Origin of the sequence: Hymenobacter plasmatis, from assembly GCF_020711255.1 — a bacterium.
Classification (GTDB): Bacteria; Bacteroidota; Bacteroidia; order Cytophagales; family Hymenobacteraceae; genus Hymenobacter.
On the sequence record NZ_JAJFAW010000008.1, the window covers coordinates 61,899 to 87,304 of the forward strand.

The 25,406-nt window shown below is 59.3% G+C and carries 20 protein-coding genes; 2 read left to right on the forward strand and 18 right to left on the reverse strand.

Translation table 11 applies throughout. The features are described 5' to 3' along the window. Positions 1–49 precede the first annotated feature (49 nt). The 8 genes from hisF to rpe form a co-directional block, all read right to left on the reverse strand. Positions 50–805 carry an imidazole glycerol phosphate synthase subunit HisF gene (hisF, locus tag LJ738_RS07770; protein ID WP_227785770.1) on the reverse strand — a complete coding sequence of 252 codons (756 nt, stop codon included), beginning with the start codon at positions 803–805 and terminating at the stop codon, positions 50–52. A gap of 69 nt (positions 806–874) precedes the next feature. Then, on the reverse strand, positions 875–1,591 hold the full coding sequence (locus tag LJ738_RS07775; protein WP_227785771.1) for a 1-(5-phosphoribosyl)-5-[(5-phosphoribosylamino)methylideneamino]imidazole-4-carboxamide isomerase: 717 nt from the start codon (positions 1,589–1,591) through the stop codon (positions 875–877). A 35-nt stretch (positions 1,592–1,626) separates the two neighbouring features. Next, positions 1,627–2,214 (reverse strand): imidazole glycerol phosphate synthase subunit HisH, encoded by a 588-nt coding sequence (gene hisH / locus LJ738_RS07780; protein WP_227785772.1) that lies wholly within the window; start codon positions 2,212–2,214, stop codon positions 1,627–1,629. A 79-nt stretch (positions 2,215–2,293) separates the two neighbouring features. Next, entirely contained in the window at positions 2,294–3,394 is a 1,101-nt protein-coding gene (hisB, locus tag LJ738_RS07785) for a bifunctional histidinol-phosphatase/imidazoleglycerol-phosphate dehydratase HisB (protein ID WP_227785773.1), read from the reverse strand. A 57-nt stretch (positions 3,395–3,451) separates the two neighbouring features. Further along, positions 3,452–5,860, reverse strand: a complete 2,409-nt coding sequence (gene hisD, locus LJ738_RS21455) for a histidinol dehydrogenase (protein ID WP_317206787.1) — start codon at positions 5,858–5,860, stop codon at positions 3,452–3,454. Between the two features lie 9 nt (positions 5,861–5,869). Then, positions 5,870–6,721, reverse strand: a complete 852-nt coding sequence (gene hisG / locus LJ738_RS07800; RefSeq protein ID WP_227785774.1) for an ATP phosphoribosyltransferase — start codon at positions 6,719–6,721, stop codon at positions 5,870–5,872. Positions 6,722–7,224: 503 nt separating this feature from the next. Then, the gene (locus LJ738_RS07805; RefSeq protein WP_227785775.1) at positions 7,225–9,819 is read right to left on the reverse strand and encodes a TonB-dependent receptor; all 2,595 of its coding nucleotides are present in this window, start codon (positions 9,817–9,819) and stop codon (positions 7,225–7,227) included. A 29-nt stretch (positions 9,820–9,848) separates the two neighbouring features. Then, a complete protein-coding gene (rpe, locus tag LJ738_RS07810) occupies positions 9,849–10,568 on the reverse strand; it encodes a ribulose-phosphate 3-epimerase (protein WP_227785776.1) in 720 nt (239 codons plus the stop codon). Between the two features lie 141 nt (positions 10,569–10,709). On the opposite strand from rpe, the gene LJ738_RS07815 reads away from it, so the two are divergent. Beyond that, complete coding sequence (locus LJ738_RS07815) at positions 10,710–11,306, forward strand: beta/alpha barrel domain-containing protein (protein WP_227785777.1); 597 nt, start codon at positions 10,710–10,712, stop codon at positions 11,304–11,306. Here the strand turns inward: LJ738_RS07815 and trmB are convergent. From trmB to holA, 10 genes are all read right to left on the reverse strand, one after another. Next, on the reverse strand, positions 11,303–11,968 hold the full coding sequence (gene trmB / locus LJ738_RS07820; protein WP_227785778.1) for a tRNA (guanosine(46)-N7)-methyltransferase TrmB: 666 nt from the start codon (positions 11,966–11,968) through the stop codon (positions 11,303–11,305). The two genes, LJ738_RS07815 and trmB, sit on opposite strands and share 4 nt — an antisense overlap. A gap of 43 nt (positions 11,969–12,011) precedes the next feature. Then, a complete protein-coding gene (locus LJ738_RS07825; RefSeq protein WP_227785779.1) occupies positions 12,012–13,325 on the reverse strand; it encodes a bifunctional folylpolyglutamate synthase/dihydrofolate synthase in 1,314 nt (437 codons plus the stop codon). Between the two features lie 120 nt (positions 13,326–13,445). Then, on the reverse strand, positions 13,446–14,330 hold the full coding sequence (locus LJ738_RS07830; RefSeq protein ID WP_227785780.1) for a hypothetical protein: 885 nt from the start codon (positions 14,328–14,330) through the stop codon (positions 13,446–13,448). Positions 14,331–14,361: 31 nt separating this feature from the next. Continuing rightward, complete coding sequence (locus LJ738_RS07835) at positions 14,362–14,781, reverse strand: ExbD/TolR family protein (RefSeq protein ID WP_227785781.1); 420 nt, start codon at positions 14,779–14,781, stop codon at positions 14,362–14,364. A gap of 95 nt (positions 14,782–14,876) precedes the next feature. Next, positions 14,877–15,572 carry a MotA/TolQ/ExbB proton channel family protein gene (locus LJ738_RS07840; RefSeq protein ID WP_068195124.1) on the reverse strand — a complete coding sequence of 232 codons (696 nt, stop codon included), beginning with the start codon at positions 15,570–15,572 and terminating at the stop codon, positions 14,877–14,879. An 8-nt stretch (positions 15,573–15,580) separates the two neighbouring features. Next, a complete protein-coding gene (locus LJ738_RS07845; RefSeq protein WP_227785782.1) occupies positions 15,581–16,804 on the reverse strand; it encodes an HU domain-containing protein in 1,224 nt (407 codons plus the stop codon). Positions 16,805–16,912: 108 nt separating this feature from the next. After that, complete coding sequence (locus LJ738_RS07850) at positions 16,913–18,664, reverse strand: TonB-dependent receptor (RefSeq protein ID WP_227785783.1); 1,752 nt, start codon at positions 18,662–18,664, stop codon at positions 16,913–16,915. Between the two features lie 93 nt (positions 18,665–18,757). Next, the gene (locus LJ738_RS07855) at positions 18,758–22,006 is read right to left on the reverse strand and encodes a tetratricopeptide repeat protein (RefSeq protein WP_227785784.1); all 3,249 of its coding nucleotides are present in this window, start codon (positions 22,004–22,006) and stop codon (positions 18,758–18,760) included. Between the two features lie 355 nt (positions 22,007–22,361). Further along, on the reverse strand, positions 22,362–22,586 hold the full coding sequence (locus LJ738_RS07860) for a hypothetical protein (protein WP_227785785.1): 225 nt from the start codon (positions 22,584–22,586) through the stop codon (positions 22,362–22,364). 68 nt (positions 22,587–22,654) lie between these two features. Next, positions 22,655–23,713: a DNA polymerase III subunit delta gene (gene holA, locus LJ738_RS07865; protein WP_227785786.1), complete on the reverse strand. Its 1,059-nt coding sequence runs from the start codon at positions 23,711–23,713 to the stop codon at positions 22,655–22,657. A gap of 138 nt (positions 23,714–23,851) precedes the next feature. Between holA and tyrS the strand changes: the two genes are divergently transcribed. Further along, complete coding sequence (gene tyrS, locus LJ738_RS07870; RefSeq protein ID WP_227785787.1) at positions 23,852–25,192, forward strand: tyrosine--tRNA ligase; 1,341 nt, start codon at positions 23,852–23,854, stop codon at positions 25,190–25,192. The last annotated feature ends 214 nt before the right edge of the window (positions 25,193–25,406 follow it).

A 25,406-nucleotide genomic window follows, 5' to 3' on the forward strand; every position in this document is an offset into this window, starting at 1 on the left:
GTCGGAAGTTAGCTCAATTGCTACACCCGAAAATGCACAAATGTGAAATCTAAAGCCTAACGGGAATACCTGCGTTATGCAAGTAGTGCTTCAGAGCAGGCAGGGCAGTTTCGTTAAAATGGAAAATGCTAGCGGCTAAAGCCGCGTCGGCTCCACCAGCATTAAAAACGTCGGTAAAGTCGGAAGGCTGACCAGCTCCACCTGATGCAATAACCGGGACGGGCACGGCATCACTAACCGCCCGGGTCAGGTCGAGTGCAAACCCGGATTTGGTACCATCGTGGCTCATGGAAGTGAGCAACAGTTCACCGGCACCCAAATCTGCGGCTTCGCGGCACCACGCCACGGCTTCGCGCCCAGTGGCCACCGTACCGGCGCGTGTCATTACCTGCCACTCTCCGTTCACCAACCGGGCATCCACCGCCACTACCACACACTGGGAGCCAAACCGACGGGCCAGGTCCGCAATAAATTCCGGCCGGGCCAAGGCGGCCGAATTGATGGAAACCTTATCGGCTCCGCTTAGCAGCAAGGCTTCTACATCGCCAACGCTGCCAATTCCACCTCCTACGGTGAACGGTATATCAAGCACCCGTGCCACGTCGCGAACCAGCTCCGTAAGCGGTTTCCGGCGTTGGTTCGTGGCCGTGATATCAAGGAACACCAGTTCATCGGCCCCCTCGCGGGCGTACCGGGCAGCCAAAGCCACCGGGTCGCCAGCATCGCGCAGTCCTTCAAACTGGATGCCCTTCACGGTACGGCCATCACGTACATCGAGGCAAGGGATAAGTCTTTTCTTGACCACGGATTTAAAGTTTAATGGAAAATGAATTGCGAGGCCGATAAATTGAGCTATCGGCCACTTTGGGTGATTCTATAAGAACGGCTGCAAATCCGGCAAGGAAATGGTCCCTTCATACAGGGCCTTGCCGATAATGGCTCCGTGCATGCCTGCATCACTGAGGGCTTCTAAATCGGCAACGGTAGTGACCCCACCACTGGCAATGAAGCGGGCATCCGGATACTGCACCACCAATGCCTTATAAGTAGCCAGCGAGGGCCCTTGCAGCAGGCCGTCTTTGCTTACATCGGTACAAATGAATGTGCTGCCCCCCGCCGCCAAGTACGATTCAATGAAGGCCGCCAAGGTCCAGGGGCTTTGCTCAGCCCAAGCATTTATCATAATATGCTCGCCCTTGAAATCGGCACCCAAAAAGATTTTATCCGCTCCATAAAGTTCCAGCCAACCTTCTACTGCGGCCTGCTCGCGCACGGCAAGGCTACCGGCAGTGATATGAGAAGCGCCAGCGTTAAACACTTGGGTGAGGGATGTGTGGGTCTGAATTCCACCGCCAGCGTCGATATCCAAAGTCGTATGCCGGGCAATGGCCTCCAGCACGGCCAGGTTGACCGGATGGCCGGAACGGGCGCCGTCCAGGTCTACCAGATGCAGCCGGCGCACACCGGCATCAGCGAAACGCTGGGCCACGGCCACAGGGTCAGCGTCGTAGGTAGTTTGGCGGGCAAAGTCTCCGGCGCTGAGGCGGACACACTGGCCATTCATCAGGTCGATGGCGGGAATAATTTCCACGGGATTCTATTGTGAATTGAGCTGAAGGGAGGAAACTATAGGTCCAGGAAGTTGGCCAGGATGCGGGTACCGACGGCGCCGCTCTTTTCGGTGTGAAACTGCACTCCGTGAAAGTTGCCGTGTTGTACCGCCGCGCTAAAAGGTGCGGGATGCGTCGATTGAGCCGTGGTATACACCCCCACCGGGGCGTAGTAGCTGTGCACAAAGTAAACGTGGTCGGCATCGGTTAGACCCGCAAAAAGCGGCCCTTGCAACGCCTGGAGATTATTCCAGCCCATGTGAGGGACTTTATGTGTCGCATCCGACACGAAGCGTTGCACCGTGAAAGGCAACAGGCCCAGCATGGGCGTGTCGTTTTCTTCGCTGTGCTGGCCCAGCAGCTGCATGCCCAGGCATATTCCTAAAAAGGGCTGAGTAAGGGTGGGCAAAACTTTATCCAGTCCGGCAGCACGCAGGGCTTCCATTGCGGAAGAGGCCTCGCCTTCGCCAGGGAAAAGCACTTTATCGGCCTTTCGCAACACTTCCGGGTCGGAAGTGAGCGTGGGCTGGGCCCCCAGGCGCTCCAATGCAAACAGCACGGACTGCACGTTTCCTCCCTTATAATCCACAACTGCAATTTCCATCAATCTGATTTGTTAATCCATTTGTGCAATAGCGCAACGCAAATCAATTGTTACACATTTGTACATATCATACAATATCCTACAGTATGCCCTTGGTGCTGGGTATTGAGGCCGATTCATCCCGCTGTAGGGCCATTTTGATGGCCTTAGCTACTGCTTTGAAAATCGCTTCAATCTTATGATGCTCATTGTCGCCAGTGCAGGAGATGTTCAGCGTAGCCCGGGAATTGTCGGTAAAGGACTTGAAGAAGTGGAAGAACAGCTCGGTGGGCAGGTCGCCTACTCGCTCGCGGCGAAATTCAGCGTTCCAAACAAGCCACGGGCGGCCCGAGAAGTCAATCGCGGCCTGGGCCAAGGCCTCATCCATAGGCAGCAGAAAGCCGTAGCGGGCCAAACCGCGCTTGTCGCCAAGCGCTTGAGAGAAGGCTGTGCCTAAGGCAAGAGCGGTATCCTCTACGGTGTGATGCTCATCAATGTGCAAGTCACCCTTTACATATATGGACAAGTCGACGCCGCTGTGGCGGCCCAACTGCTCCAGCATGTGGTCGAAAAAGCCCAGGCCGGTGTGAATGTCTGTTTGCCCGGTGCCATCCAAGTTCAGCCGAACGGAGATTTGGGTTTCGTTGGTGTTTCGGTCAATAACTGCGGTGCGGGACGGATAACGCAGGTGACGGTAGATAGCATCCCAGCTGGTAGTGGTGAGGGCGGCGCGCTCGTCGGGCTCCTCTCCTATTAGTATGGCTTGGCTGCCGAGGTTGGCGGCAAGCTCCACGTCGGTAAGGCGGTCGCCGATGACGTAGGAATTGGCCAAGTCGTATTCGTTGGCTGGGTCAAGGTAGCGGCCCATCAGCCCGGTTCCGGGCTTGCGGGTGGGCAGGCCTTCTTGCGGGAAACTGCGGTCAATGAGTTCGGCAGCGAAGTGAATGCCTTCTCCAGCCAGGATTTCCTGCATGAGCCGATGGGCGGGCCAAAATGTGTCTTCCGGAAAACTATCTGTGCCCAAGCCATCTTGATTCGTAACGAGTACGAGTTCATACTCGGGCAGGTCGCGGGCAATGCGCGCCAATGCACTAATACAGCCCGGAAGGAAAGCAAACTTTTCCAGGCTGTCGACTTGCTGGCTCGGCTGGGGCTCGACGAGGATGGTGCCGTCGCGGTCAATAAAAAGGGCCTTTTTCAAATCTTTAGTTCGTAAACAGTTATCAAATACTCTTTGCTACCGCACTTGGCTTCCGGCTCAACAGTTGGTGGCCACTTCTGCGGGAAGCTCCGCACCTATTTCGGTGAGTGCCTGCAGCAGCTGCGCATTTTCATCAGTGGTGCCAACGGTGAGGCGTAAGCTGCCAGCACAGCCGGGCTGAGTCGTGCGGTTGCGAACCACGATGCCGCGGGCTCGGAGTTGGTCGTATACGGCGGTGGCATCTACGTTGAAGCGCACGAGCAGGAAGTTGGCATCCGAAGGAAATACGTGCTCCACGATGGGAAGCAGCGGTAACTGCTCGGCCAGCCAGCTGCGGCTGTTCAGCAGTTCGGCTTGCATTTCGGGCAGCTGGGGAGCAGCGGCCAATGCGGCCAAGGCATGCTGCTGGGTAGCGGCGGAAATATTGTAGGGCGGCTTGATTTTGTTGAGGTAGGCAATTAGGGCCGGCGAGCCATAGGCCACACCCAGGCGCAAGCCCGCCAGGCCCCACGCTTTGGAGAAGGTTTGCAGCACCACCAAACGCGGAAAATCGGCTAGCCGCGTGGTCCAACTGGGCGACGTGGCGAAGTCGGCATATGCTTCATCGACCACAACGAACCCTTTGAACGAGCGCAAAATGGCTTCAATGGCATCTTGGGCCAACAAATTTCCGGTGGGGTTATTGGGCGAACACAAAAAGACCAGCTTAGCGCTGGAGGCAGCTAACACCTGAGCTGCATTGGCGGGAAGCTGAAAATCGGCTGTGAGCGGCAGCCGCTCTACCCGCACATCATTGAGGTTGGCGGCCACCTCGTACATGCCGTAGGTGGGCGGGCATACCACGATACTATCCTGGCCGGGGGTACAGGTGAGCCGCACCAGCAAATCGATGGCTTCGTCGGAACCGTTGCCGAGGAAAATATTTTCGGGCGAAACACCTTTCAATTGAGCCAAATCTGCCTTGATAGCACGCTGGTGCGGGTCGGGGTACCGGCTGAAATCATCGGGGCCCACAGAGCCCAGGCTGTTTTCGTTGGCATCCAGCATCACCGGGGCCATGCCCTCAAACTCATCACGGGCCGAAGAATACGGCTGCATGCGCTCGACGCTGGGCCGGATAAGCCCGGCGTAGGGATTGGCCGCATCCGTCTGAGGGCCAGCAGCAACTGGGGAAGAACTGGCCATTGCTGCCAGGCGCAGCGTTACGGCCCGGGCGTGCGCGGCGAGCCCTTCCGCTTCAGCCATGGTTTCAACCACCGGGCCCAGAGACTGCAGCCCAACCGGCGACAGCCGCTGGAAGGTGATTTTTTTAACAAAAGAATCGAGTGACACCCCGCTGTATTGGCGGGCATAGCCGCCGGTAGGCAAAGTGTGGTTGGTGCCGGACGCGTAATCGCCCACTGCTTCGGGCGTCAAGTGGCCCAGAAAAACGGAGCCAGCATTGGTTACCTGCGCGGCCAAAGCATCGGCGTTGTCGGTGGCCAGGATGAGATGCTCGGGCGCGTATTGGTTGGAGAATGCCAACATCGTGGCAGAATCCGGCAGCAACACGGCCCGGCTATTGGCCAGGGCCTGGGCCGCAACGTCGCGGCGGGGCAGCATGCCCAGCTGCTGTTCCAACTCGGCTTGAACCTGCGCAATTACGGCTTCTGAATCGCTAAGCAGCACCACTTGGGAATCGGGCCCGTGCTCAGCTTGCGACATCAAATCAGCAGCTACAAACGCAGGGTTGGCGCTAGCATCGGCAATAACGAGTACCTCGGAAGGGCCAGCAGGCATGTCGATGGCCACGCCGAATTCGGCGGCAGCCAGCTGCTTGGCCGCGGTAACGTAGCGGTTGCCGGGACCAAAGATTTTATCCACGGCCGGCACACTGGCGGTGCCCAGCGCGAGGGCTGCAATGGCTTGGGCACCGCCCACTTTCACCACCTTATCAATTCCCAGCAATTGGGCCACAAAAAGGATAACCGGGCTCACCGAGCCATCGGCCTGGGGCGGCGTGCACACCACCACTTCGGGGCAGCCGGCCAGTCGGGCCGGCACGCCCAGCATGAGCAGCGTGCTAAACAGCGGCGCCGAACCGCCCGGCACGTACAGACCCACACGCTGCACGGGCACAGCCCGCCGCGAGCAGTCCACACCCGGCATCGTTTCCACCCGAAGCTCGGGTTCGCGCTGGGCGGTGTGGAAGGTTTCAATGTTGGTTTTGGCCTGGCGAATAGCGGCCTGCAAAGCCGCGGGCACTTGAGCTACGGCTGCCGTAAACTCAGCTTCGGATACAATCAGGTGCTGAAGCGTCGCCTTATCAAGCTCGGCCGCTAGGGCCAGCAGGGCGGCATCGCCCCGCTCGCGCACTTGGCCGAAAATTTCGCGCACGCGGGCCGCCACCTGGGGGGCTTCGGCCGCAGCGGGGCGCTGTTGCAATGCGGCCCAGCGGCTGGAATCGGGATAAGAGTAGACTTGCATGGCGTGGGGCTAGGCAATCATCTTTTCGATAGGCAACACCAAAATACCCTCGGCCCCAACGGCCTTGAGCTGGCTGGTGATGTGCCAGAATTCGTCTTCCTGCACCACCGACTGCACCGAAACCCAACCGGCTTCGGCTAGTGGCGTAATGGTGGGCGACTTGATGCCGGGCAATAACCGACGTACTTCGTCGAGGGCCGTCAGGGGGGCGTTGAGCACAATGTATTTGCTGCGCTTGGCCCGACGCACAGCCTGCATGCGGAACCGCAACTGTTCGAGTAGCTCCGTTTGTTCCACCGACAGGTTGGGCTGGGCAATGAGTACGGCTTCGGAGCGGAATACGGTTTCAACTTCGCGGAGGCCGTTGCCGAGCAAAGTGGAGCCGCTGCTCACAATATCGCAAATGGCCTCGGCCAGCCCAATGCTGGGCGCAATTTCCACCGAGCCGCTGATGGTGTGCAGGTGCGACTGCACCCCGTTCTCGGCCAGGTAGCGGCCGAGAATGTTGGGGTAAGAGGTGGCGATGTTCTTGCCCTGCAGGGCAGCTACCGAAGCATAGGCGTCGGCACGCGGCACGGCCAGGCTCAGGCGGCACTTGCTAAAGCCCAGCGCCTCCACCTCCAGCTCTGGATAGCCGGCTTCTACCAACACGTTCTGGCCCACAATGCCCAAATCGGCCACACCATCCTGCACGTAGCCGGGAATGTCGTCGTCGCGCAAAAACAGGATTTCGAGCGGGAAGTTGGTCGCTTCGGTCTTTAGCTTATAGGAGCTGCTGATGAAGTTGATGCCGCATTCGCGAATGAGGGCAAGGGAATCCTCGCTTAGGCGACCGGACTTTTGGATGGCTAATCGTAGCATGTAAGGTAAAAAAGGCGGGACGGCCCAATGCTGAGCACATGTCAATTGCACGCCGGCACCTGTGGCCCGCAGCAAAATTTCCCGAAAATTGAAGTAGTAAGCCCGGCGCAAACTCACCCCGGGACGCGGCGGTGGAGGCGCGGGCGGCCGGTGCTAGCTTAGCACCCGGCGCACAACCCGGCCTCCCACAGATGGTGGTGGCGATGGTGGGCACCTACAGCTACAACAAAGCCGGCAGCCAGGCACAAAGCCGGCGCGGCAGCTGCATCGAAGCTAAACAGGAAAGCCAATTGGGTCATTGGGCACAAAGGTAAAACGGAAACCTCAACGGCCAATACTGGTGGTGCGGGTTTCGTTTCGCCAGTCCATACCCGCTCCCGGGGTGAAAGGTTTGCCGGGGCCTGAAATAAATCCGGCGCAGTACCTCACGCGCACCAGCGGCTAGAAGGATTTTCTTCCCGAGTGACTTATTCCAACTCGCCCTATTGAGCCAAGCAAGCAGCTTAGAAGCGTGCAATGAGCCGCAAGTTGACCAGGCGCTGCGAGAGGTAGCTGGGCACTGAATACGTGACGCCGTTTACATCCTGCAGGTAGCTGTAGCCGGCCACATTGTTAGCGGCGAGCACGTTGAGAATCTCCAACCCCAGCCACAGGCTTTCGAAGCTGTAGAAATGTGCTTTGGGAGCGTCGGTGTTTTTTAGCCCAATAACTTTGGAGAAGCCCAAATCGACGCGCTTGTAGCTGCGCTCTAAGGCATTGGTACCCCGCAAATCGGGCTGGTTGGGCGGGCTGAACGGCAGGCCCGTGCCAAACACCAGGTTCACGTAGCCGCGCACTGAGGGGTTGTTGGGCAAGTGGTCCTGGAAAAACACGCCCACATTCAGGCGCTGGTCCTGCGGGCGCCGGATAAATCCTTTGGACCGGCGGCTGATTTCTTTGCCGTTGGCATCGAAGGAGCTGATGGAATCGCCGTTCACATCTTCGCGGGTGGTGAGCACGCCCAGGCTAAACCACGACTCGGCCCCTTTCACAAATTCGCCGCTGAGCCGGGTGTCGAAGCCGGCGGCGTAGGCCTTCGCATTGTTTTTGGCGAAGTAGCGCAGCCGCACGTTGTCCACATCGTAGGGCACCACATCGGTCAGGTACTTGTAGTAAGCTTCGGCCGAAAACTTAAAGGGGCGGCCAAATTGCTGGAAGCTGATTTCCTTGCCTACAATGAAGTGGTAAGACTTCTGGGCCCGCAGCTCGGGGTTGAGGTAGGCCTGCTGTACGCCGAGCTGAATGGTTTGCTGGTCGCGCAGCTCGCGGTAAAAGGGCGGCTGGTAATACACGCCCACCGCCGCCTTCAACGAGCGATTGGGGTGGCTGCGGCTGATTTGGGAGTATTGCACCCGCGGGCTGATGACCAGCTGACCGTTGGTGGTCCAGTAGTGGGCGCGGGCGCCGTAGGTGAGCGTGCGCAGCGAATCCAGCGACCAGGTGTCCTGCACAAAGCCCTGGCTGCGGGTGCTGAGCAGGCTCAAATCGGAGCGCAGGCGCAGGCGGCGGGCATCGGGCACAAAATCGGCCGAGTCCGCAAAGCTGTATTCGTCGATGGTATCCTCGATTTTTTCCCGGCCGATTTTGGCACCCCAGCGCACGGTGTGCGCGCTAGTGGGCGTCCAGCGGCCGCGGGTTTCGGCAGTGTATATCTGAGCCGTGAGGTGGTTGCGGGAGTGCTTGAACTGCGAACCGATGTTGCGTTCCCGCACGGTCTGATTGAAATCGGGCGAGGTCGGGTCACGGTTGATGTCAGCAAATCTATAGGCCGCTTCCACGTCGCGGTATTCAAATTCGCGCGAAATCAGGGCCGAGCCCAGCAGCTCCATTTGCAGGTTGGCCGAGAAGTCGTGCTTGAGATTAAACCCACTCTGGTAGGTGTCAAACTGCATCCGCTCGCGGCCGTCGTAGGCAATGAACACTCGCGTAAACTGGTTGGTACCCGTCGAGAAAGTAGCCTGGCCGGTTTCGGGCGAAAAGCGGTAATCGTTGTGCGCTACGACACCTAGCAGACCTAGCGTAGTGCGCTGCATGTCGTCCTTCTTGCCCAGCCCAATATTTACAAACGCCTGCGCATCGTAAAACGTGGGGTTGTAACCGCCCTGTGCCTGCTTGAGGGAACGCAGTACGTACTGTGCATTTTTGTAACGCACCCCGGCCAGGTAGCTCACCCGGCCGTTGGCCGATCGAGCTTCGGTGTGGGCCGCGCCGCCCACCAGGCTTGCCGTGAGCGAGGCGGCAAACTTCTCCGGGGTTTTGTAATCTATGCTCAGCACCGAGGCGAGTTTGTCGCCGTACTTAGGCTGCCAGCCCCCGCTGCTGAATTCCACCTGCTTCACCATATCGGGGTTGATGAAGCTCAGGCCCTCCTGCTGCGCCGAGGTAACCAGAAAAGGCCGGTAAATCTCGAATCCGTTGACGTACACCAGGTTTTCGTCGTAGTTGCCGCCACGCACGTTGTAGGTGCTGCTCAACTCGTTGTTGGAAGTAACGCCGGGCAGGGTTTTGAGAATGGCGTTGAAATCGCCGAAGGCCGATGGGATTTCCTTCGCAGTGCGCGGGTTGATGTGGGTGATGCTCACCTGCTCGCGGGTATCGGCTTGGTCGGAGCGGCCCGTCACTTTTACGCCGCTCAGCGCGCGTACGTCGAGGCGCATGGTCAAGCGCAGGGGTTCGCCCGCATCAGCCGGCAGTTTCAGCGTCACCCGCAGCGGGAGGTAGCCCAAGCGGCGCACCAGCAAGATGGCGCTTTGGCCGGGTGCGGGCACGCGTACCTGCAGCGAAAAGTCCCCTTCCGCCGTGGTATTGGTGCCGCCGGGCTGGCCCTCTACTCCTACCGCGGCCAGCTCCAATGGCAGCCCGTTGGCATCGCGCAACGTGCCGATTATCGTGACGTAGCCCGCGGCCGGGGCCTGAGCCGGGCTAGGCAGCGGGTTCTGAGCCAAGACGCCCGCCGGCGCTACCAGCATGAGCACCAGGCCACACGCCACCGCCTTGCCCAGGCGGCGGTTGGCTTTCTCCCGTAATGGTGGCAGTCCTGGCGTAATGGGTTGTTTCACGATGCTCAATTAACGTGCGGCGGTGGCAGCTATTGCCTCTGGCTGACCACTTCGTCGGCCGAATCCTGCTCCAGGCCAGCTAGGTGGTCGCGCATGCGAGCCAACGTGGCCACTGGGCCTTCGGGGGCACTAAATACGAAATTCCCAGCCACCAGCACATCGGCACCGGCTTGCACAAGCGGGCCGGCGTTGGCCAGGCTCACACCACCGTCAATCTCAATCAGCGCATCGGAGCCCGTATCAATGAACAGCTCCTTGAGCATGGCTACCTTCTTGAGAGTATTCGGAATAAACGCTTGGCCCCCAAAGCCGGGGTTTACCGACATAATGAGCACCACATCAAGCTCGGTGGCAATGTCTTCCAACAGGGCCACCGGCGTGTGCGGGTTCAGGGCCACGCCGGCTTTGCAGCCCAACTGCTTAATCTGCTGCACCACGCGGTGCAGGTGGGTGCAGGCTTCGTAGTGCACCGTGATGTTGGTCGCGCCGGCATCGCGGAAGGCCGCCAGGTAATGCTGGGGCTCTTCTATCATCAAATGCACGTCCAGGGGCTGCTTGGCGTAGCGGGCCACGGCCTGCAGCACCGGCAAGCCAAAGGAGATGTTGGGCACGAAGCGGCCGTCCATCACATCAAAGTGCAGCCAGTCGGCTGCGCTGGTAGCCAGTCGCTCGGTTTCTGCTTGCAGGTTGGCCAAATCAGCGGCCAGAAATGACGGGGCCAACAGCGGGGCGCGGCGAGTTAAGTTCATGGGGGCGAAGATACAGCGGCCAAGCGCTAGCCCGGTGCGGCCCAGCCAGTCCCAAGGCTCTACTTTTGCAGGCACTAAGCGCGCCCGGTTTCTTTCGTTTCACCGCGCCCGAATTCTTCTTCGCCTCACCGTTCGTTTCCCGTGCCCCACCTCGTTCCCCTCCTCATTCGCGGCATCAACAACCTCTCCGATGCCCGCTACTGCGCCGGCATGGGCGCCGACAAACTCACCTTTATTCTAGACCCGGCCCTGCCCGGCCACCTCGATACTAAAACCGTAAAGGAGCTCACTGGCTGGATTGCTGGAGTTGAACTAATAGGTGAATTTGATGAACTTAGTGCGCCAGAAATCAATGCAATATCTGCGGAATGCGCGCTAGACGCCGTGCTACTACGCCGCCCCCGCACGGCAGCTGAGCTGGCGGAAATTGCGCCGCCGGTGTACGTGGAGCTGACCTTTGAGACGGCCGCGCAGCTCGAGGGTTTTTCCGCGGCTCCTGTGGGCTTCGTGCTCGAGTTGCCCGAGGAATTTCCCGAGGAAAGCTTGGTTACGTTGCGCCAGGCAAGCGACCGGAGCCCGCTTTGGGTAGGCCCTGGCCTCGACCCCGAGCGGGCGCATTACCTGGCCACGCACCTGCGGTTAGCCGGCCTTTCTTTCCCGTCGGGAGATGAAGTAAAGCCGGGGCTGCGGGATTTCGACCAGCTCGAAGCCGTCTTCGAAGCTTTGGAAAACGACTAAGTCAGCCGGAACTGCACGTACTTGATGGGCACCCCTACGGCCCGGTACTTGCCTTCAAAGTTGGTTTGGATGGCCTGCGCTTCGGTGAATTCCGGGCCGGTTTCGGCGTATAAGTCACGCGTGAACCGTTCTACCCGTGCCCCGGGCCGGGTAGCCAGCGTTTCAAGTGTAAACTCGAAAAGCCCCTCATTATCAGTCTTGAGGTGCAGCAATCCACCGGGAGTTAACAATTGTTCGTAGAGTGCCAGGAAGCGCGGCGACGTGAGGCGGCGCTTGATGTCGCGGTCCCGAGGCCGCGGGTCGGGAAACGTAATCCAAATTTCGTCCAGCTCGCCCGCACCGAATTGAGCTGCCAAGGCCTCGGCACGCATGCGCACGAAGCCCACGTTGGTCAAGCCCATTTCAGAAGCGCGGGTGCTGCCCCGCCAGATACGCTCGCCTTTGATGTCGAGGCCCAGAAAATTGCGGTCCGGATGGCGCTGGGCCAAGCCCACGGTGTACTCGCCCTTGCCACACCCCACTTCCAGGGTAAGCGAATGGGGCGCCTGGAAAAAGTCGGTGCGCCAACGGCCGCCAAGCTGCTCGTACTCGGGCTTTCCCGGCTCAATAATATCCGGACGGGTGGCGTTGTCGTTGAAACGGTGCAGTTTGACGCGAGGCAAATCGATAATCTGTAAAAATGAAGGAAAAAGGAGATTGAGCTGTTTAGGCCATCGCAAATAGTTCTTCAACTTCGGCCACCACAAATGTGCTGCCGCCGATGAACACGACATCGTCGGGCCCAGCCGCCGTGCGGGCCGCGGCTACGGCGTCCGTCACAGAGTCGTAAGCCTGCCCCACCAAACCCAAAGCCAGCGCTTGCTGGACCAACTCCACTGCAGGCAATGCCCGGGGAATCTTAGCCGCACAAAAATAATAGATGCCATCCGCCGGCAGCAAAGCCAGCATGGCGGCTACGTCCTTATCGTTAACCGTGCCGATGACCAGGTGCAGCTGCCGGTACGAAAGCCGCCGCAGTTGGGCTACCACCAGTTGCAGGCCCGCAGCGTTGTGGCCAGTATCGCACACCACCAGCGGCCGGCGGCCGATAATGCTCCAGCGCCCGCGCATGCCCGTCAGGCGTGCCACCTGCCGCAAGCCGGTACGCACCGCCGATTCGGTAATATGGAAGCCCTGGGCACGCAACTCATCCAGCGTAGCTAACACCCCGGGCAGGTTAAATTGCTGATAATCGCCGGGCAGCCCTAGCTCGGTATTGGGCAGATACGGCCGCCCGTGCTGGGTAACCGCCACCGGGCGCAACCCGGTCTCGGCCGAAGGCTCGGCTGTAAACGAAGCCTGATAAATCTGGTCCGCAAACACCAGGTGGGCAAGCTTAGCCGCAGCTTCGCGCTTAAACACCTCGGCCACTTCGGGCTGGGTCTGGCTCACCACCACCGGCACCCCCGGCTTGATGATGCCGGCTTTTTCGCCGGCTATCTCAACGAGGGTGTTGCCCAGCAGGGCCTGGTGGTCGAAGCTAATGTTGGTAATGAGCGAAACGAGCGGTGTAATGATGTTGGTGGAATCGAACCGGCCACCCAACCCAACTTCTACCACCGCAATGTCCACCCGCTGCTCGGCGAAGTAGTCGAAAGCCAGCGCCACGCACATTTCAAAGAATGAGGGCTGCACCTGCTCAAAAAGGGGACGCCACTTTTCTACCCACTGCACCAGGTACTCCGGAGCCAGTTCCTGTCCATTTACTCGAATGCGCTCCGTGAATTCCCGCAGGTGCGGCGACGTGTACAGTCCCACTTTATAGCCCGCGGCCTGCAGCACCGCCGCCAACAAATGTGAACTGCTGCCCTTCCCGTTGGTGCCCGCCACATGCACGCTTCGGAACCGCTGCTCCGGGTGCCCCAGCGCTTCGGCCAGCACCAGCGTGTTGCCCAATCCTTTTTTGAAGCCGGCAGTGCCCACCCGCTGGAACATGGGCAGTTGGTCGTAGAGGTAAGCCAGGGTTTCGGAATAAGTCACGGACTCGCGGGTTAAAACACGTTGGGAAGTCACAAATTAACGCCCTACGGGTGGTATAGAAGCAAAAAGCCCCGCCGCCTGCTCAGCAGACGGCGGGGCGATACGTGTTTTTGAGTTAAGCTACCTAACCACAATCTTAAAGGTGTAAAAGCCGGTAGCGCCGCCTGGTGCCCCATTTGTCTTGACGAAGTTAGCGTTGAGCAGCTTGTCGCGGCAAAGCTTTTCCTGAGCGGCCGATACGTTGCCCGAAACCTTGGTCACGGACTGAACTTCGCCATCAGCCGAGATTTTAATCTTGAAGCGAATCACGCCGGAATTATCGTCTACGGCCTCAACCACGGGCGTGCTTTCAAAGCGCCAGCCACTCATTTCGAGACCGCCGCTGCCAGGGCTGCTGCCGCTGCCACCGCTGCCGGGCGCGCCGTACAGCGCTTTGGCGTCGAGTGAGCCGTTGGGGTCGCCCTGGTCGCCCACGGAGCCGGGGCGGTCACCGTTGTTGTTGCCGGTGGGCGTGTTGCTGCTGCCATTCTCACCGTTGCCGCCGCCAGTGGCGCTGCCCTTGGGCGAAAAAGCTACCGCAACTTTCCGAGCGGGCTTAGGCGTCGCTTTCACTTCCTCCTTGGGCGGAGCGGGTGTTTCGACGGGCGCTTCGGAAACGGGGCTTTCTTCGGCCTCGCTGGTGATAATTTTTTCCTGTGACGGTGGCGTAGGGTTGGGCGTGGCGGCCGCTACAGGCGGCCGTGGCGTGGGGTCTGGGCTGGCAATGGGCGGGCGACTATCGACGCGGTTAAGCGATTTGTTGGCCGTGGCCATGGTTTGCACATCGCCCGAGCCGGCTTCGTCGAGGCCGTAGTTCAACTCAACGCCGTCGCCACCAATTGCCGACAAAGGCGGATTGGGACCTTTGAACACCATGAACATAAACAGCAGCAACAGCAACCCGTGCACTACCAGCGTGCCAATTAGGCCTTCTCGGCGGTGCGGTTCCTGATAATCAATAGCCATGGGAATGATACGCTAAGCCTAACAAATGGTCTTATTTGCCGGCTGCTTGCTGGGCCTGGGTGGCCATCACCATCTTGAGCTTAAGCCGGTTGCCAACTTCTAGAATGTCAACCAACTTCTGAACGTTCAACGAGTTATCAACCCGCAGCACCACAGTGGGCTGCTCGGTAGTGGGTACGTTGCCGATAAGCGCCACCAGCTCCGGCTCTACCGACGCGGGATTCACCGGCTTTTTATTCACAAAATAGGTCCCGGCCGCATCTACTGAAATAGTGATGGGCTGCTTCATCACCTGCTTGCTCGATTTTGCGTTGGGCAGCAGCAACTTGATGACGTTGGGGTTCACCAGCGTGGAGGCAATCAGGAAGAACAACATCAGGAAGAACATGATGTCGTTCATGGCCCCGGTCTCGACGTGGGACGTGAGGCGATGACGGCGGGATAGATTCATTCTTGTGTAATGAAGAATGAGGAATGAAGAATGAGGAATTTAGAACGGCTAAAAACGCCAACTCTTTATTCCTCATTCTTCATTCCTCATTGAAATTAATTATCCTGGAGAATGTCCATGAATTCGATGGCCGAGTTTTCCATGCGGAACACCATACGCTCCACCAAAATGCTCAACCAGTGATAGCCCACGTGGGCAATAATGCCGACGATAAGGCCCGTAGCCGAGGTCACCAGCTTTACATACAAGCCATCGGCCACCTGCGGAATACCAAACTCCTTGGTAGCGGCAATGGAATAGAAAATCTTAATAACGCCGATGATGGTACCCACGAAGCCAATCATGGGCGCAATACCGGCGATGATGCCCAGAATGCTGATGTTCTTTTCGAGGCGGGCAATTTCAATCTTGCCCACGTTTTCTACGCTGGTTTCGATTTCCTTCAGCGGCAGGCCAATGCGCCGCAGGCCTTTCTCAACCATGCGGGCCAGCGGCGAGGCCGTTTGGGCACACAGCAGCTTGGCTCCGGCCAGGTCTCCCTTCACCATGAGGGAGCGAATGCCATTCATGAACGAATCGGGGTTGCCGGCGGCCCGGCGGATGGTGAAGTAACGCTCGATAATAATGTAAACCGAGAGTATGGAAAGGGCTACCAGGGGGACCATTATCCACCCCCCGCGCATAATGAGGTCGATAACGGGAACATCGGCTTGCACTACCGGAGCGGCCGTAACGGCGGTATTTACACTATCGGCCGCAGTGGCAGCAACTTGCAAAAGGAATACGGACATGCGTGGGGTTAAAATTTCAAAGTATTGTAATCACAATGCGTGCTCACGCGCAGGCGCTGAGCTTCGCGTTGAGCCGAAGCCAGGTCGGGGTAGTCAGCAGCCGTGAGACGGAACAAGCGGCTACCGAAGGGCGGCAGAATGATGTGCGTGGCGTGGCCGGTCCGGGCCAGCACCTGGCGGCCCCGCTCGGCACCTTTCAAGCTGCTGTAAGCCCCCGCAATCACGTAATAACGGCCGGTGCGGTATTTAATTGTAGTAGCGCTTGCCGCGGCAGCCGGGCCTACTGGAACCTTAGCAGCTGCCGGCTTAGCCACAGCTACGGGAGCTGGCCTGGCTACCGGAGCCACCGGTGCAGTTGCCTTCGTGGGAGCAGCAACAGTGGGCTCAATTTTGGCGGGGGAGGCCGGTGCTACTTCCGTTTTTGCCACAGTTGCACCTTCCGTAGTAGTTGAAACTTCGGTGCTGATAATTGTCTTGGGCTGGGTTTCTACCTGCGGCACGGGCGCCGAAGCCGCATTCTCCAGCGGAGTCATGCCCTCAGAATCCAGGGAACTGCTGCTGAAGTCGTGCTGGCCCAAGGTGGCCTGCTGTGGCTCGGTAATGGGAGTAGCCGGCGCTGTGCGCCGCTGGGCCCATTCCAACTGCGGCAGCTGGTTTTGCCAGCGGGTGGGCACGTAGCTGGCGTTGCTAAACAGCAGCAGCAAACCAGCGGCTACGGCCAGCGCGCCACCGGGCAAGAGTCGAACCAGGCGCGAGCGGCGCGTTGCGGCGCCACGCAGTGCCGGCTGCGGGCGCTTGATGCGCGCATCATTGGCCCGTACGGGACGCGCGGCCAGTTCAGGGAGTCCAAAGGCAGAAGCCAGCAGGTTATCCGTGCCGGTGTATTCAAACGCCAGCCCCCGGCCCACCGCGCGGCGGAAAATGCCGATGCCCGGCAGCTCCGTGCGGTTGGTTTCTTCCAGCTCTTGCTGCAGGCCGGCTACGGCGTTGCGCACGGCCTCGCGGGCTTGCGCGATGGACAGCCCAAGGTGCTGGCTCAAGGCATCTACCAGCAGGCCGTCGTTGCGGGTCAGGGCCTGGTTGAAGGCCACCAGTTTGGTGGGTGGGCTCAGCGCCTGGCGCCCGGGCTGGGCCCGCGCCGGCGACACATCGGCCACAAGGCCCCCAAAGTCCGGAATTATCACGCAGTCGTGGTTACGGAGCAGGGGGCGGATGTGGTCGGCTAAGTGCATTATGCGGCTGTTGTTTGCTGGTTTCCGGTTGCTGGTTGGTCAATTCCTACCTCAGACTGAAGGCAATAATTGCCCCTAGCCTGCAGCAAGCTCCTAGTAACCAGAAAGCTAAAACGTATAGGTCGCCCCTCCCAGCACGTTGATGCCCTTCACCGGATATCCGTAGAAGCGCTGGTACTGGCGATTGGCGAGGTTATTACCCATTACAAAGATGGATATTTTTGGCGTAATGCGGTAATCCGCCCGAAGATTTAGGTCAACAATTGGGTCGGTGGCCCGATAAAAGTCGGGGACCCGCACTGCTCCAGCGCTGGAGGCAGGCCGGTAGCTGATGCCATAGCTGGCCGCGTAGAAATAGCCCTCCACTCCCAGGTTGAGCTTCTCGAAGGCGGTATAGGTGCCAAACACCGAGCCCTGAAACTCCGGGCGGTGAAAAGGCTGAGGCAGGTTTTTGAGCGCGTATTTGTTGTAGTCCATCCGAGTGCCCAGGCGGAATTTCTCGGCCGCGTTGTACAGCAGTTCGCCGTGTATGTTCAGCACGCCAGTGGCATTCTGGTCGTACACCAAGTCAAACTTGGTGGGGTCAATGGCGTTGTTGAGGTAGAAATACAGGTTGCGGTCGCGGGCGTAGGTGGCGCGGGCATTCAGCTCAAGGCCACGGGCCGGCGTCGACGTGAAGCCGGCGTAAACGGTGGGCCCGCGGTGGGTGTCTGCCACGTTCAGGCCGCGGTTGAGCCAGGGGTTTTCGGTGCTTAGGTCGTACCGGGTTACCCGCTGAAGGGCTCCGCCCAAGCCGGCGTACACCATAAACTTCTCGGGTTCTATAGTATAGCCGAGGCGCACGGCGGGGTACACCACGGTTTTGCTCACGTTGGTAGCCGTATCAGACGAATAGCCCAATGTGGCGCCCACCGAGAAGGCTATGCTGTTGTTAATGAATTCATAAGCCGGCGTAGCCTGCACAAAGGTGCGGGTACGCGTTACATCTGTGGTCGGCGCACCGGGCTTCAGTTTATTAAAGGAAACGATGTCCTTTTCCGAAATAAAGGAAGCGTCGGCCGCTACTGTTACCCGGCTGGCATCGCCCAGTGCATAGCCCACTTTAGCATTCACCAGCACATTGTTTTCCGTCGCCCCGAAGATGTCGTTCCAATAGCGGTAGCCGATGCCGGCGTCGTAGGTCAGCACTTGCTCGGGGTCGCGGTTGTGGGCATAGGCCTTCACCCCGAAGCGCTTGAATACCTGTTGAATGTCCTTGGATTCGGGAACGGGCGTGGCTTCAGGAGTATTGGCTGCTTTTTGGTAGCCATAGAAATTATACCCCTCGCGGCCCAGGTCCAGGGTGGCACCGAAAGCGGCGGTGCCCCGGTACAGTTCGCCCATGAGGTGGGCACTGGTTTCGGCCGTAGCCGAGTTCTTGCCATCTACGGGCCCAGTCAGCGAGTTGATGTGCTTGATGTCCAGGCCATACGCATGGTCGGTATTGCGGGTGCTGTGAAAATAGCCCCGCCCGTAAAATGTGCCGTAGTTGCCAAGGCCCGCTTTCACGAAGTTTCCGGTGAGGGGCGTGGGCTCCTCGGCCCGAATGGTAAGCACCTTCACCGAAGGCGTGAGCCGGTCGGCGGGCAGGCGGAAATCCGGGTAGGTGTAGCTCACCTTGCGCTCGGTTTTGGGCGGAGCCGGGAGCTTGATTTTATCGAAGTTGCGCGTGGCTTCGGGCAGCTGATTGACCCGCTCTTTCACAATTTCAATTTCCGCTTCTTCAATCTGACCGGTTTTGGGTTTCGGCTTGGTGGTCTGGGCGGTGGCGGTGGATGCCCCACCGCCCACCAGCACGGCGGCCAGTACCAGTCCGGCCACTACGCCTGAACCTTGGCGAACTGCTGGCTTAGAATTTTTTATCGACAAACGCTTCATCAGCAAATTGTTATTCAATGAAAGGATACGCTGAGCTTAGCGTTGGGTCGCCGTATCGGCCGGTGCGGCGGTGGTACCACGTAGGTTGGCGCGGGGCACGGTGGTCGCTTTGCCCTTAGCCGGGGCAGGCACGGCAGCAGGCTTTGTACTGGCCGGGGCTTTTGCCGGGGTCTTGGCCGGGGCTTTGGCGGGCGTGGTTTTAGGCGCCGCAGGAGCCGGAGTCTCATCGGGCTGGTCTGCTCCCAACGTTTTCAGGCGCTGCTTGGCGGCTTCCACAATTTCTGCCACCGGGAAGTTGTTGTCAATGATGGAGTTCAGTGTGCCCCGGGCCTGGAAGTTGTCGCCTTCGGCCGCGTACACATCCGAGACTAGCAGGAAGGCGCGCCCTTGCCACAGCGTATAGCTGCTGTAGTTGGAGTTGACTTTAAGGGCGGCTGCAATGGCTTCCTCGTTCTTCTTCTGCTTAAACAGGGTTTCAGCCAGGTAGTACTGGGCTTCGGCGCCGTTCACATCGTTGGGGGCGGCGGTTGCGGCTGCAGCTAGCTCCGTAGCGGCTTGGTCCAGGTTGCCGGCGCGGTAGCTGGCTTTGCCCAAATACAGCAGCGCCGCGTTTGTGGCGTTGGCCGTAGCACCGGCCTGGGTCCGGAGTTCTTCGGCTACACGCCGGGTGCCGGGGTAGTCGCCGCTCTCGTACAGGCTACGCATCTGGCCCAGCGTGGCATTGGCTACTTCGCGGCGGTTGTTGCTGGCGCCGCGCAGGCGCTCATAGTATTTGGCGGCCTCGGCGTAGTTCTTGTTTTCAAACTCCAGGTCAGCCAAGCGACCCACAGCGCGGTTCACAAACTCGCTCTTGCCTTCGGTCACCACGTCGCGCAGGCGGATAAGACCTTGCTGCTTGTCACCAGTTTTCAGGTAAGAATCGGCCAGGAAGAAACGTGCATCCGGCCCCAGCGTGGTTTGCGGGTATTGCTTCAAGTACGACTCTAGGCGCAGGATGGCGGGCTGGTATTTCTCAGCCAGATACAACGACTTGGCCGCTTCAAACTCGACGCTTTCGGTGGCCTTGCTGTCGGGGTTTTGCAACTTAAACGAGGCCAGCGCCGCATCAAATTCTTCGGTGCGGCCCAGCGCCGTGAGGCTTTCCTGCAAGCTGTAGATGGCCTGCGAAGCGGCTTCACTGCGGGGGTAGTCCGACAGCACTCGTTGGAAATCGGCCACGGCTTTGTCCTGCTGCTGGAGGTTGGCATAGGCCACGCCGCGCTTCTGGAGGGCCTGCGGCACCAGTGGGCTGTTGGGCCGGTTGTCAATCAGCCGCGAAAATCCCGTGACGGCCGGCTGGTATTCGCCAGCTTCAAACGAGAGCTGCGCCTGCTGAAACACTGCCTCCTCTGCATACCGCGAGTTGGGGTTGGTTTTGAGCAACGAGGCCAGTGTGTTGTTCGCTTCGTCGCGACGGCCCATCAGGCCCAGCGTACGGCCTTTTTGGAAGTAGGCGTAGTCTTTATCGGCGGCGTTGGCACCAATCACCTTGTCGTACAGCTCCAGCGCCTGGGGGTAGCTCTTGGCTACGTAATAGGTATCGGCCAGCCGCAAGGTGGCGTCGTAGTAGTTCGGGTCCGACGGTGTGGCTGATTTATCGTTCAAGTACGCCTGGAATTGCGGCCGGGCGCGCTCATACTGCTTGGTATTGTAATAGGCATAGCCCAACCCGTAGCGGGCCTTCTGCTCAAACTCCACCTCCTCGGCGCTCACGCCGCCTTGCCGGGCCGAACGGGCCGCCGAGGCATAGGCGTTGATGGCATCGGGGTATTGCTGGCCCACGCTGTATATCTCGCCCCGTAGCACCTGGGCGGCGGCGCGCAGCGCGTCGTCGGCCGGGTATTTCAGGGACTTGTCCAGCAAGGGCAGCGCGGCGCCGTAGTTACCGTTGTTGTAGAGCGTGGCCGCCTGCGAATAAGCCACTCGCTGATACGTGGCGTTTAGCTTGTCGCTGCGCTCGTCGAGGCCTTCGAGGTAAGCCAGCGCCTGCGCATAGTCCGTGGACGACAAGAAGCTGGTGCTGAGCAAATCATCGACGGTATTCTGGTTTTGCGAGCGGGGAAAGCGCTTTCTAAAGTCCCGGAGCACTGCCGTCACCTCGGGCAAATTGCCCAGCTCGTACTGCACTTGGGCTAACTTCAGCGTAGCGTTTTCAGCAATTCCTTTATCAAAGGTGGCTTGCCTAGCCGCTTCAAATGCCGTCACGGCCTGGGGCTTCTGGTTGGTTTGCAGGTAGCTCAACCCCAGGTGGTAGGCGGCATTCTGGCCCAGGGAATCGCGGCGCACGGCCACGTTTTTCAGGCTGGCGATGGCGCCCTTAAAGTCGCCCATCTTGTAATTGGCAAAGCCAATTTTGTATTGCAGCGCCGGCTCAATTTTGCTCTTGTGAATGGCCGCGTACTTATCGAAGTTCTCGGCCGCTTCCTTGTATTGGCCCTTCTGGTAGTACGCATCGCCGAGCAACAGCTGAATTTCGTCGGAATTCTGGGGCGGCGGGGTACTTTTTAAGGAATTGGACGCGTAGCGTATCAGCTCGTCGTAGTTGCCTTCCTTATAATAAATCTGTGAAATGATGGCCGGCACCACCGGTTTGTAGGCGTCGTTTTGCTCGGCCACGCTCAGGTCGGCGCGGGCGGCGGCGTAATCGCCGGCGCGGTAGGCCAGGTAGCCTGCGTAGTAGGAGCTGGCGTACTTGTACTCGGTTTGGACCTGCTTGCTGCGGTCGAACAGCAGGCGGGCCTTGTCGTACTCCTTCTGCTCAAAATAGCTGTATGCCAGCTTAAAGTCCGATTCGCCGCGCTGGTCGTTGCCGAGGTTATCGGGCGCTACTTTCGCGAAGTAGCGAATGGCCGAAGCGTAGTCTTTCTGGTCGAAGTAAAACTTGCCCAGCTCGAAGAAAGCCACCGCGGAGCGCGGGTGGGCCGGGTGCTGCTCCGCAAATGCGAGGATGAGGCCCTCGGCGTCGGGGTGCAGCAGGTACAGGCCGCTTACGGCGTAGTAGTATTCGGCGTCAGCAATGCGGTCGTGGGCGGTGGGCCCGGCCTGGCTGGTGTGAACGGGCTCAACGGCCAAGTACTGGCGGAACGCCTCCTGGGCGGCACCGTACTGGCCGCGGTCAAACAGTTCCAATCCCTCTTGAAAGTACCGCTCGTCGGCGGCAAAAACTTGGGTTTGCTGGGCTTGGGCTGCCATGGGTGCCGCAGCGCTCAGGGCGGCGGCCAATGCCAACCGGGGAAAAAGCTTCATGTAAATACCTTGCGTGGGGGGCCGCACAGGGCCCGGGAAGTAGCCAAAAGTAGCGAAAAATGCCAGTAGGTTGCCCATATAACGCAGAAACGACGCTACTAATGTTCTCACCTTGCTACCACAGCAGTAAGAAGCAGCTCTTCCATGCCGTTAGCTCAACTTGCATTCGGACACTCTGGGCAGAATCTGCCGCACTCGCACCACAGTATTTCACTGCTTCCAGCGAGCAGATAGCTTCGCTGAAACCGGTTGCAGTACCAGAATCGAAAAGCCCGGTTATTGGCGCCCAACGAGAATGTGGCACCAATAACCGGGCTTAAAATGTAAAACGGGCGAACAGGCACCCTCTGCTCCATTACTTCGGAGTCTGCATTACGTTGCCAGATTTAGAACGGTTAGAACGGTTGTAGAGGTAGGCTGCACCGGCAGCCAGCAAGGCGCCACTCAGCAATTTGCGCGAAAAACCGCCCCCACTGGGACGACCAGTATTATACTGCCCCGAACGAGAGCCGCCCCGGAACAGGCTCGACAACATACCGCCGAGCGTGCCGCTCGGCTTGTCAAATGCATCTTGGTTCATGAGTGAAAAGAGTTAGGGTGGAACACCCTCCTGTTACGGGCAGACCCGCGGCGGCGTTACTGCCCGCGCTACTCCAACACCCCGGCCGGCACAGCGTGCAGAATCAGCCACACCAGTTCCCGCAGAATCTCCGCGTCGTCCATCGAGCCGCTTTCGATGCCCTTGCTCTGCGCATCGGCCCGCCGGATGAGGTGGATGATGCCGACCACCCGCTCCACGGGGTACACGCGCATGGCCTGCTGGTATTCTTTCTGGGCAAAGCTGTTCATAATGCCCAACTTCTTAAACTCGCCATCCGCGGGGTTGGTGCCGGCCTGGTGCAGCACCAGCAGCTTGGTAAAAAAACCAAACAGCAAGGTCAGGTTCGGGATGAGCGGGTTGGCCTTGGGGTTGGCGGCGAAGTAGCCCAATATGCGGTTGGCCTTCAGCACATCGCGCTGCACCAAGGCTTTCTGCAGCTCAAAGATGTTGTAGTCTTTGCTGATGCCCACCAGCCGCTGCACCAGTTCCTCGTCGATGGGCTGGCCGGGCTTCAAGTTGAGCACCAGCTTGTCGACTTCGTTGGCCAGCCGGCCCAGGTCGGCGCCGATGTATTCGGCCAGCATGGCGGTGGCCTGCCCCGTTATCTGTTGGCCGCGGGCGCGCACGTTGGCCGTGAGCCACTGCGGTACCTGGTTGTCGTAGAGCTTCTTGCTGGTCATCAGCACCACCGGCGATTCCTTGCCGCTCAGCAGCTTGCCCAACTTCTTACGGCTGTCCAGGGTCTTGTGCTTGTAGCAAAAGACCAGCACCGTGCTGGAAAGCGGGTTTTTGAGGTAAGCCTCCAGAAAAGGCCAGCTCCGCTCCTGCTCCAGGTCGGCCACCGTTTGCGCTTCTTTCACGATGACCACCGACCGCTCGGCCATCATCGGAAACCGCTTGGCCTGGCCCAGAATGCCGGCCACGTCCACGTCCTTGCCATACAGCACCACCTGGTTAAAGCTGCGTTCGTGCTCGGCCAGGACCGATTTCTCAATCAGGTCGGCCACCGCATCTATATAGTAAGGCTCCTCCCCCTGCAGGAAATACACGGGCTGAAACTGCCGCTGCTGCAGCTGCTTGAGAAGGGCGTCGGCTTCTAGTATCAAGGAGGAAGTAAGAATGAGGAAGAAAGAATAGCCAGGCGAAAGGCCGACCGGAGTCAAAATTACGCGGTAGCTACCTTTGTTACCTTGAAGCCGCCTGGTCGGCACCACCATTCTCCATTCCTCATTCTTCTTTCTTCCTTGGATTTAATACCTGAACTCACCTGGCGCGGCATGTACCACGACGCCATGCCCGGCACCGCCGAACACCTGGCCACCAACGCTCCCATCACCGGCTATATCGGGTTTGACCCCACCGCGGCCTCCCTGCATATCGGCAACCTGGCCACCATCATGCTGCTCGTGCACCTGCAGCGGGCCGGCCACCGCCCCGTGGCCCTGGTGGGCGGCGCCACCGGCATGATAGGCGACCCCAGCGGCAAGTCGGCCGAGCGCAACCTGCTCGACGAAGCCACGCTGCGCCGCAATCAGGATGGCATTCGGGCCCAATTGGAGAAGTTTCTGGATTTTTCCGAAGGCCCTACCGGCGCCCTGGTCGTCAACAACTACGACTGGTTCAAGGACTTCGGCTTTCTGCAGTTTCTGCGCGAAGTGGGCAAGCACCTCACCGTAAACTACATGATGGCCAAGGACTCGGTAAAGCGTCGCATTGGCACTGCCGATGCCGACGCCTCCGATGCGCCCGAGCAACGCGCGGAAGGCATCAGCTACACCGAATTCAGCTATCAGCTGCTGCAAGGCTACGACTTCGTACACCTCAATAAGACGTTGGGCTGTACCCTGCAAATGGGCGCCAGCGACCAGTGGGGCAACATCACCACCGGCACCGAACTCATTCGCCGCCTGAGTAGCGCCGAAGGCCGCGAAGCCAAGGCCTACGCCCTCACTGGCCAGCTTATCACCAAAGCCGATGGCACCAAATACGGCAAGAGCGAAACCGGCACCGTGTGGCTCGACCCCACGCTCACGTCGCCCTACCAGTTCTACCAGTTCTTCTACAACGCCGCCGACGTCGACGCGCCCCGCCTCATCCGCGTGTTCACGCTGTTCAGCGAGCCCGAAATCCTGGCCCTGGAAGCCGAGCACGCCCAGGCACCCCACCTGCGCGTGCTGCAAAAGGCCCTGGCCCGCGACGTCACAACGCGCGTGCACTCCGCCGAAGCCACCGAAGCCGCCATTGCCGCCTCGGAGGTGTTATTCGGCAAAGGCGACCTCTCGGCCCTGCAAGCCCTGGACGAAGCCATGCTGCTCGACGTTTTTGCAGGCGTGCCGCATGTGCACGTGCTTAGAAGCGACTTGCCCAATCTCAATGCCGTGAGCCTGCTCAGCGATGCCACGCTGCATAAAATCTTCCCTTCCAAAGGCGAGGCCAAGAAAATGATTCAAGCCGGCGGTGTGAGCATCAACCGCGAGAAGGTGGCCTCTCCAGAAACCCTGGCGGCCGCCATGCCCTTGCTCGCGGGCAAGTACCTGGTGGTACAGAAAGGCAAGAAGAACTACTTCCTGGTTGAGCTGATGTAAATACATTCGTCTGTCATGCTGAGCCTGCGAAGCATCTTATCCCCGCTGAACGAATTGAGCTAACCTGATAAGATGCTTCGCTACGCTCAGCATGACAAGAAGAGGCACGGGCGAGGGTGATTGGAATTAACCCACGCCATTCGCCCGAGCTTGACGCAGCTCAGAATAGCAAACAAAAGAAAAGGGAGCCCGCACTGCGGGCTCCCTTTTTTGC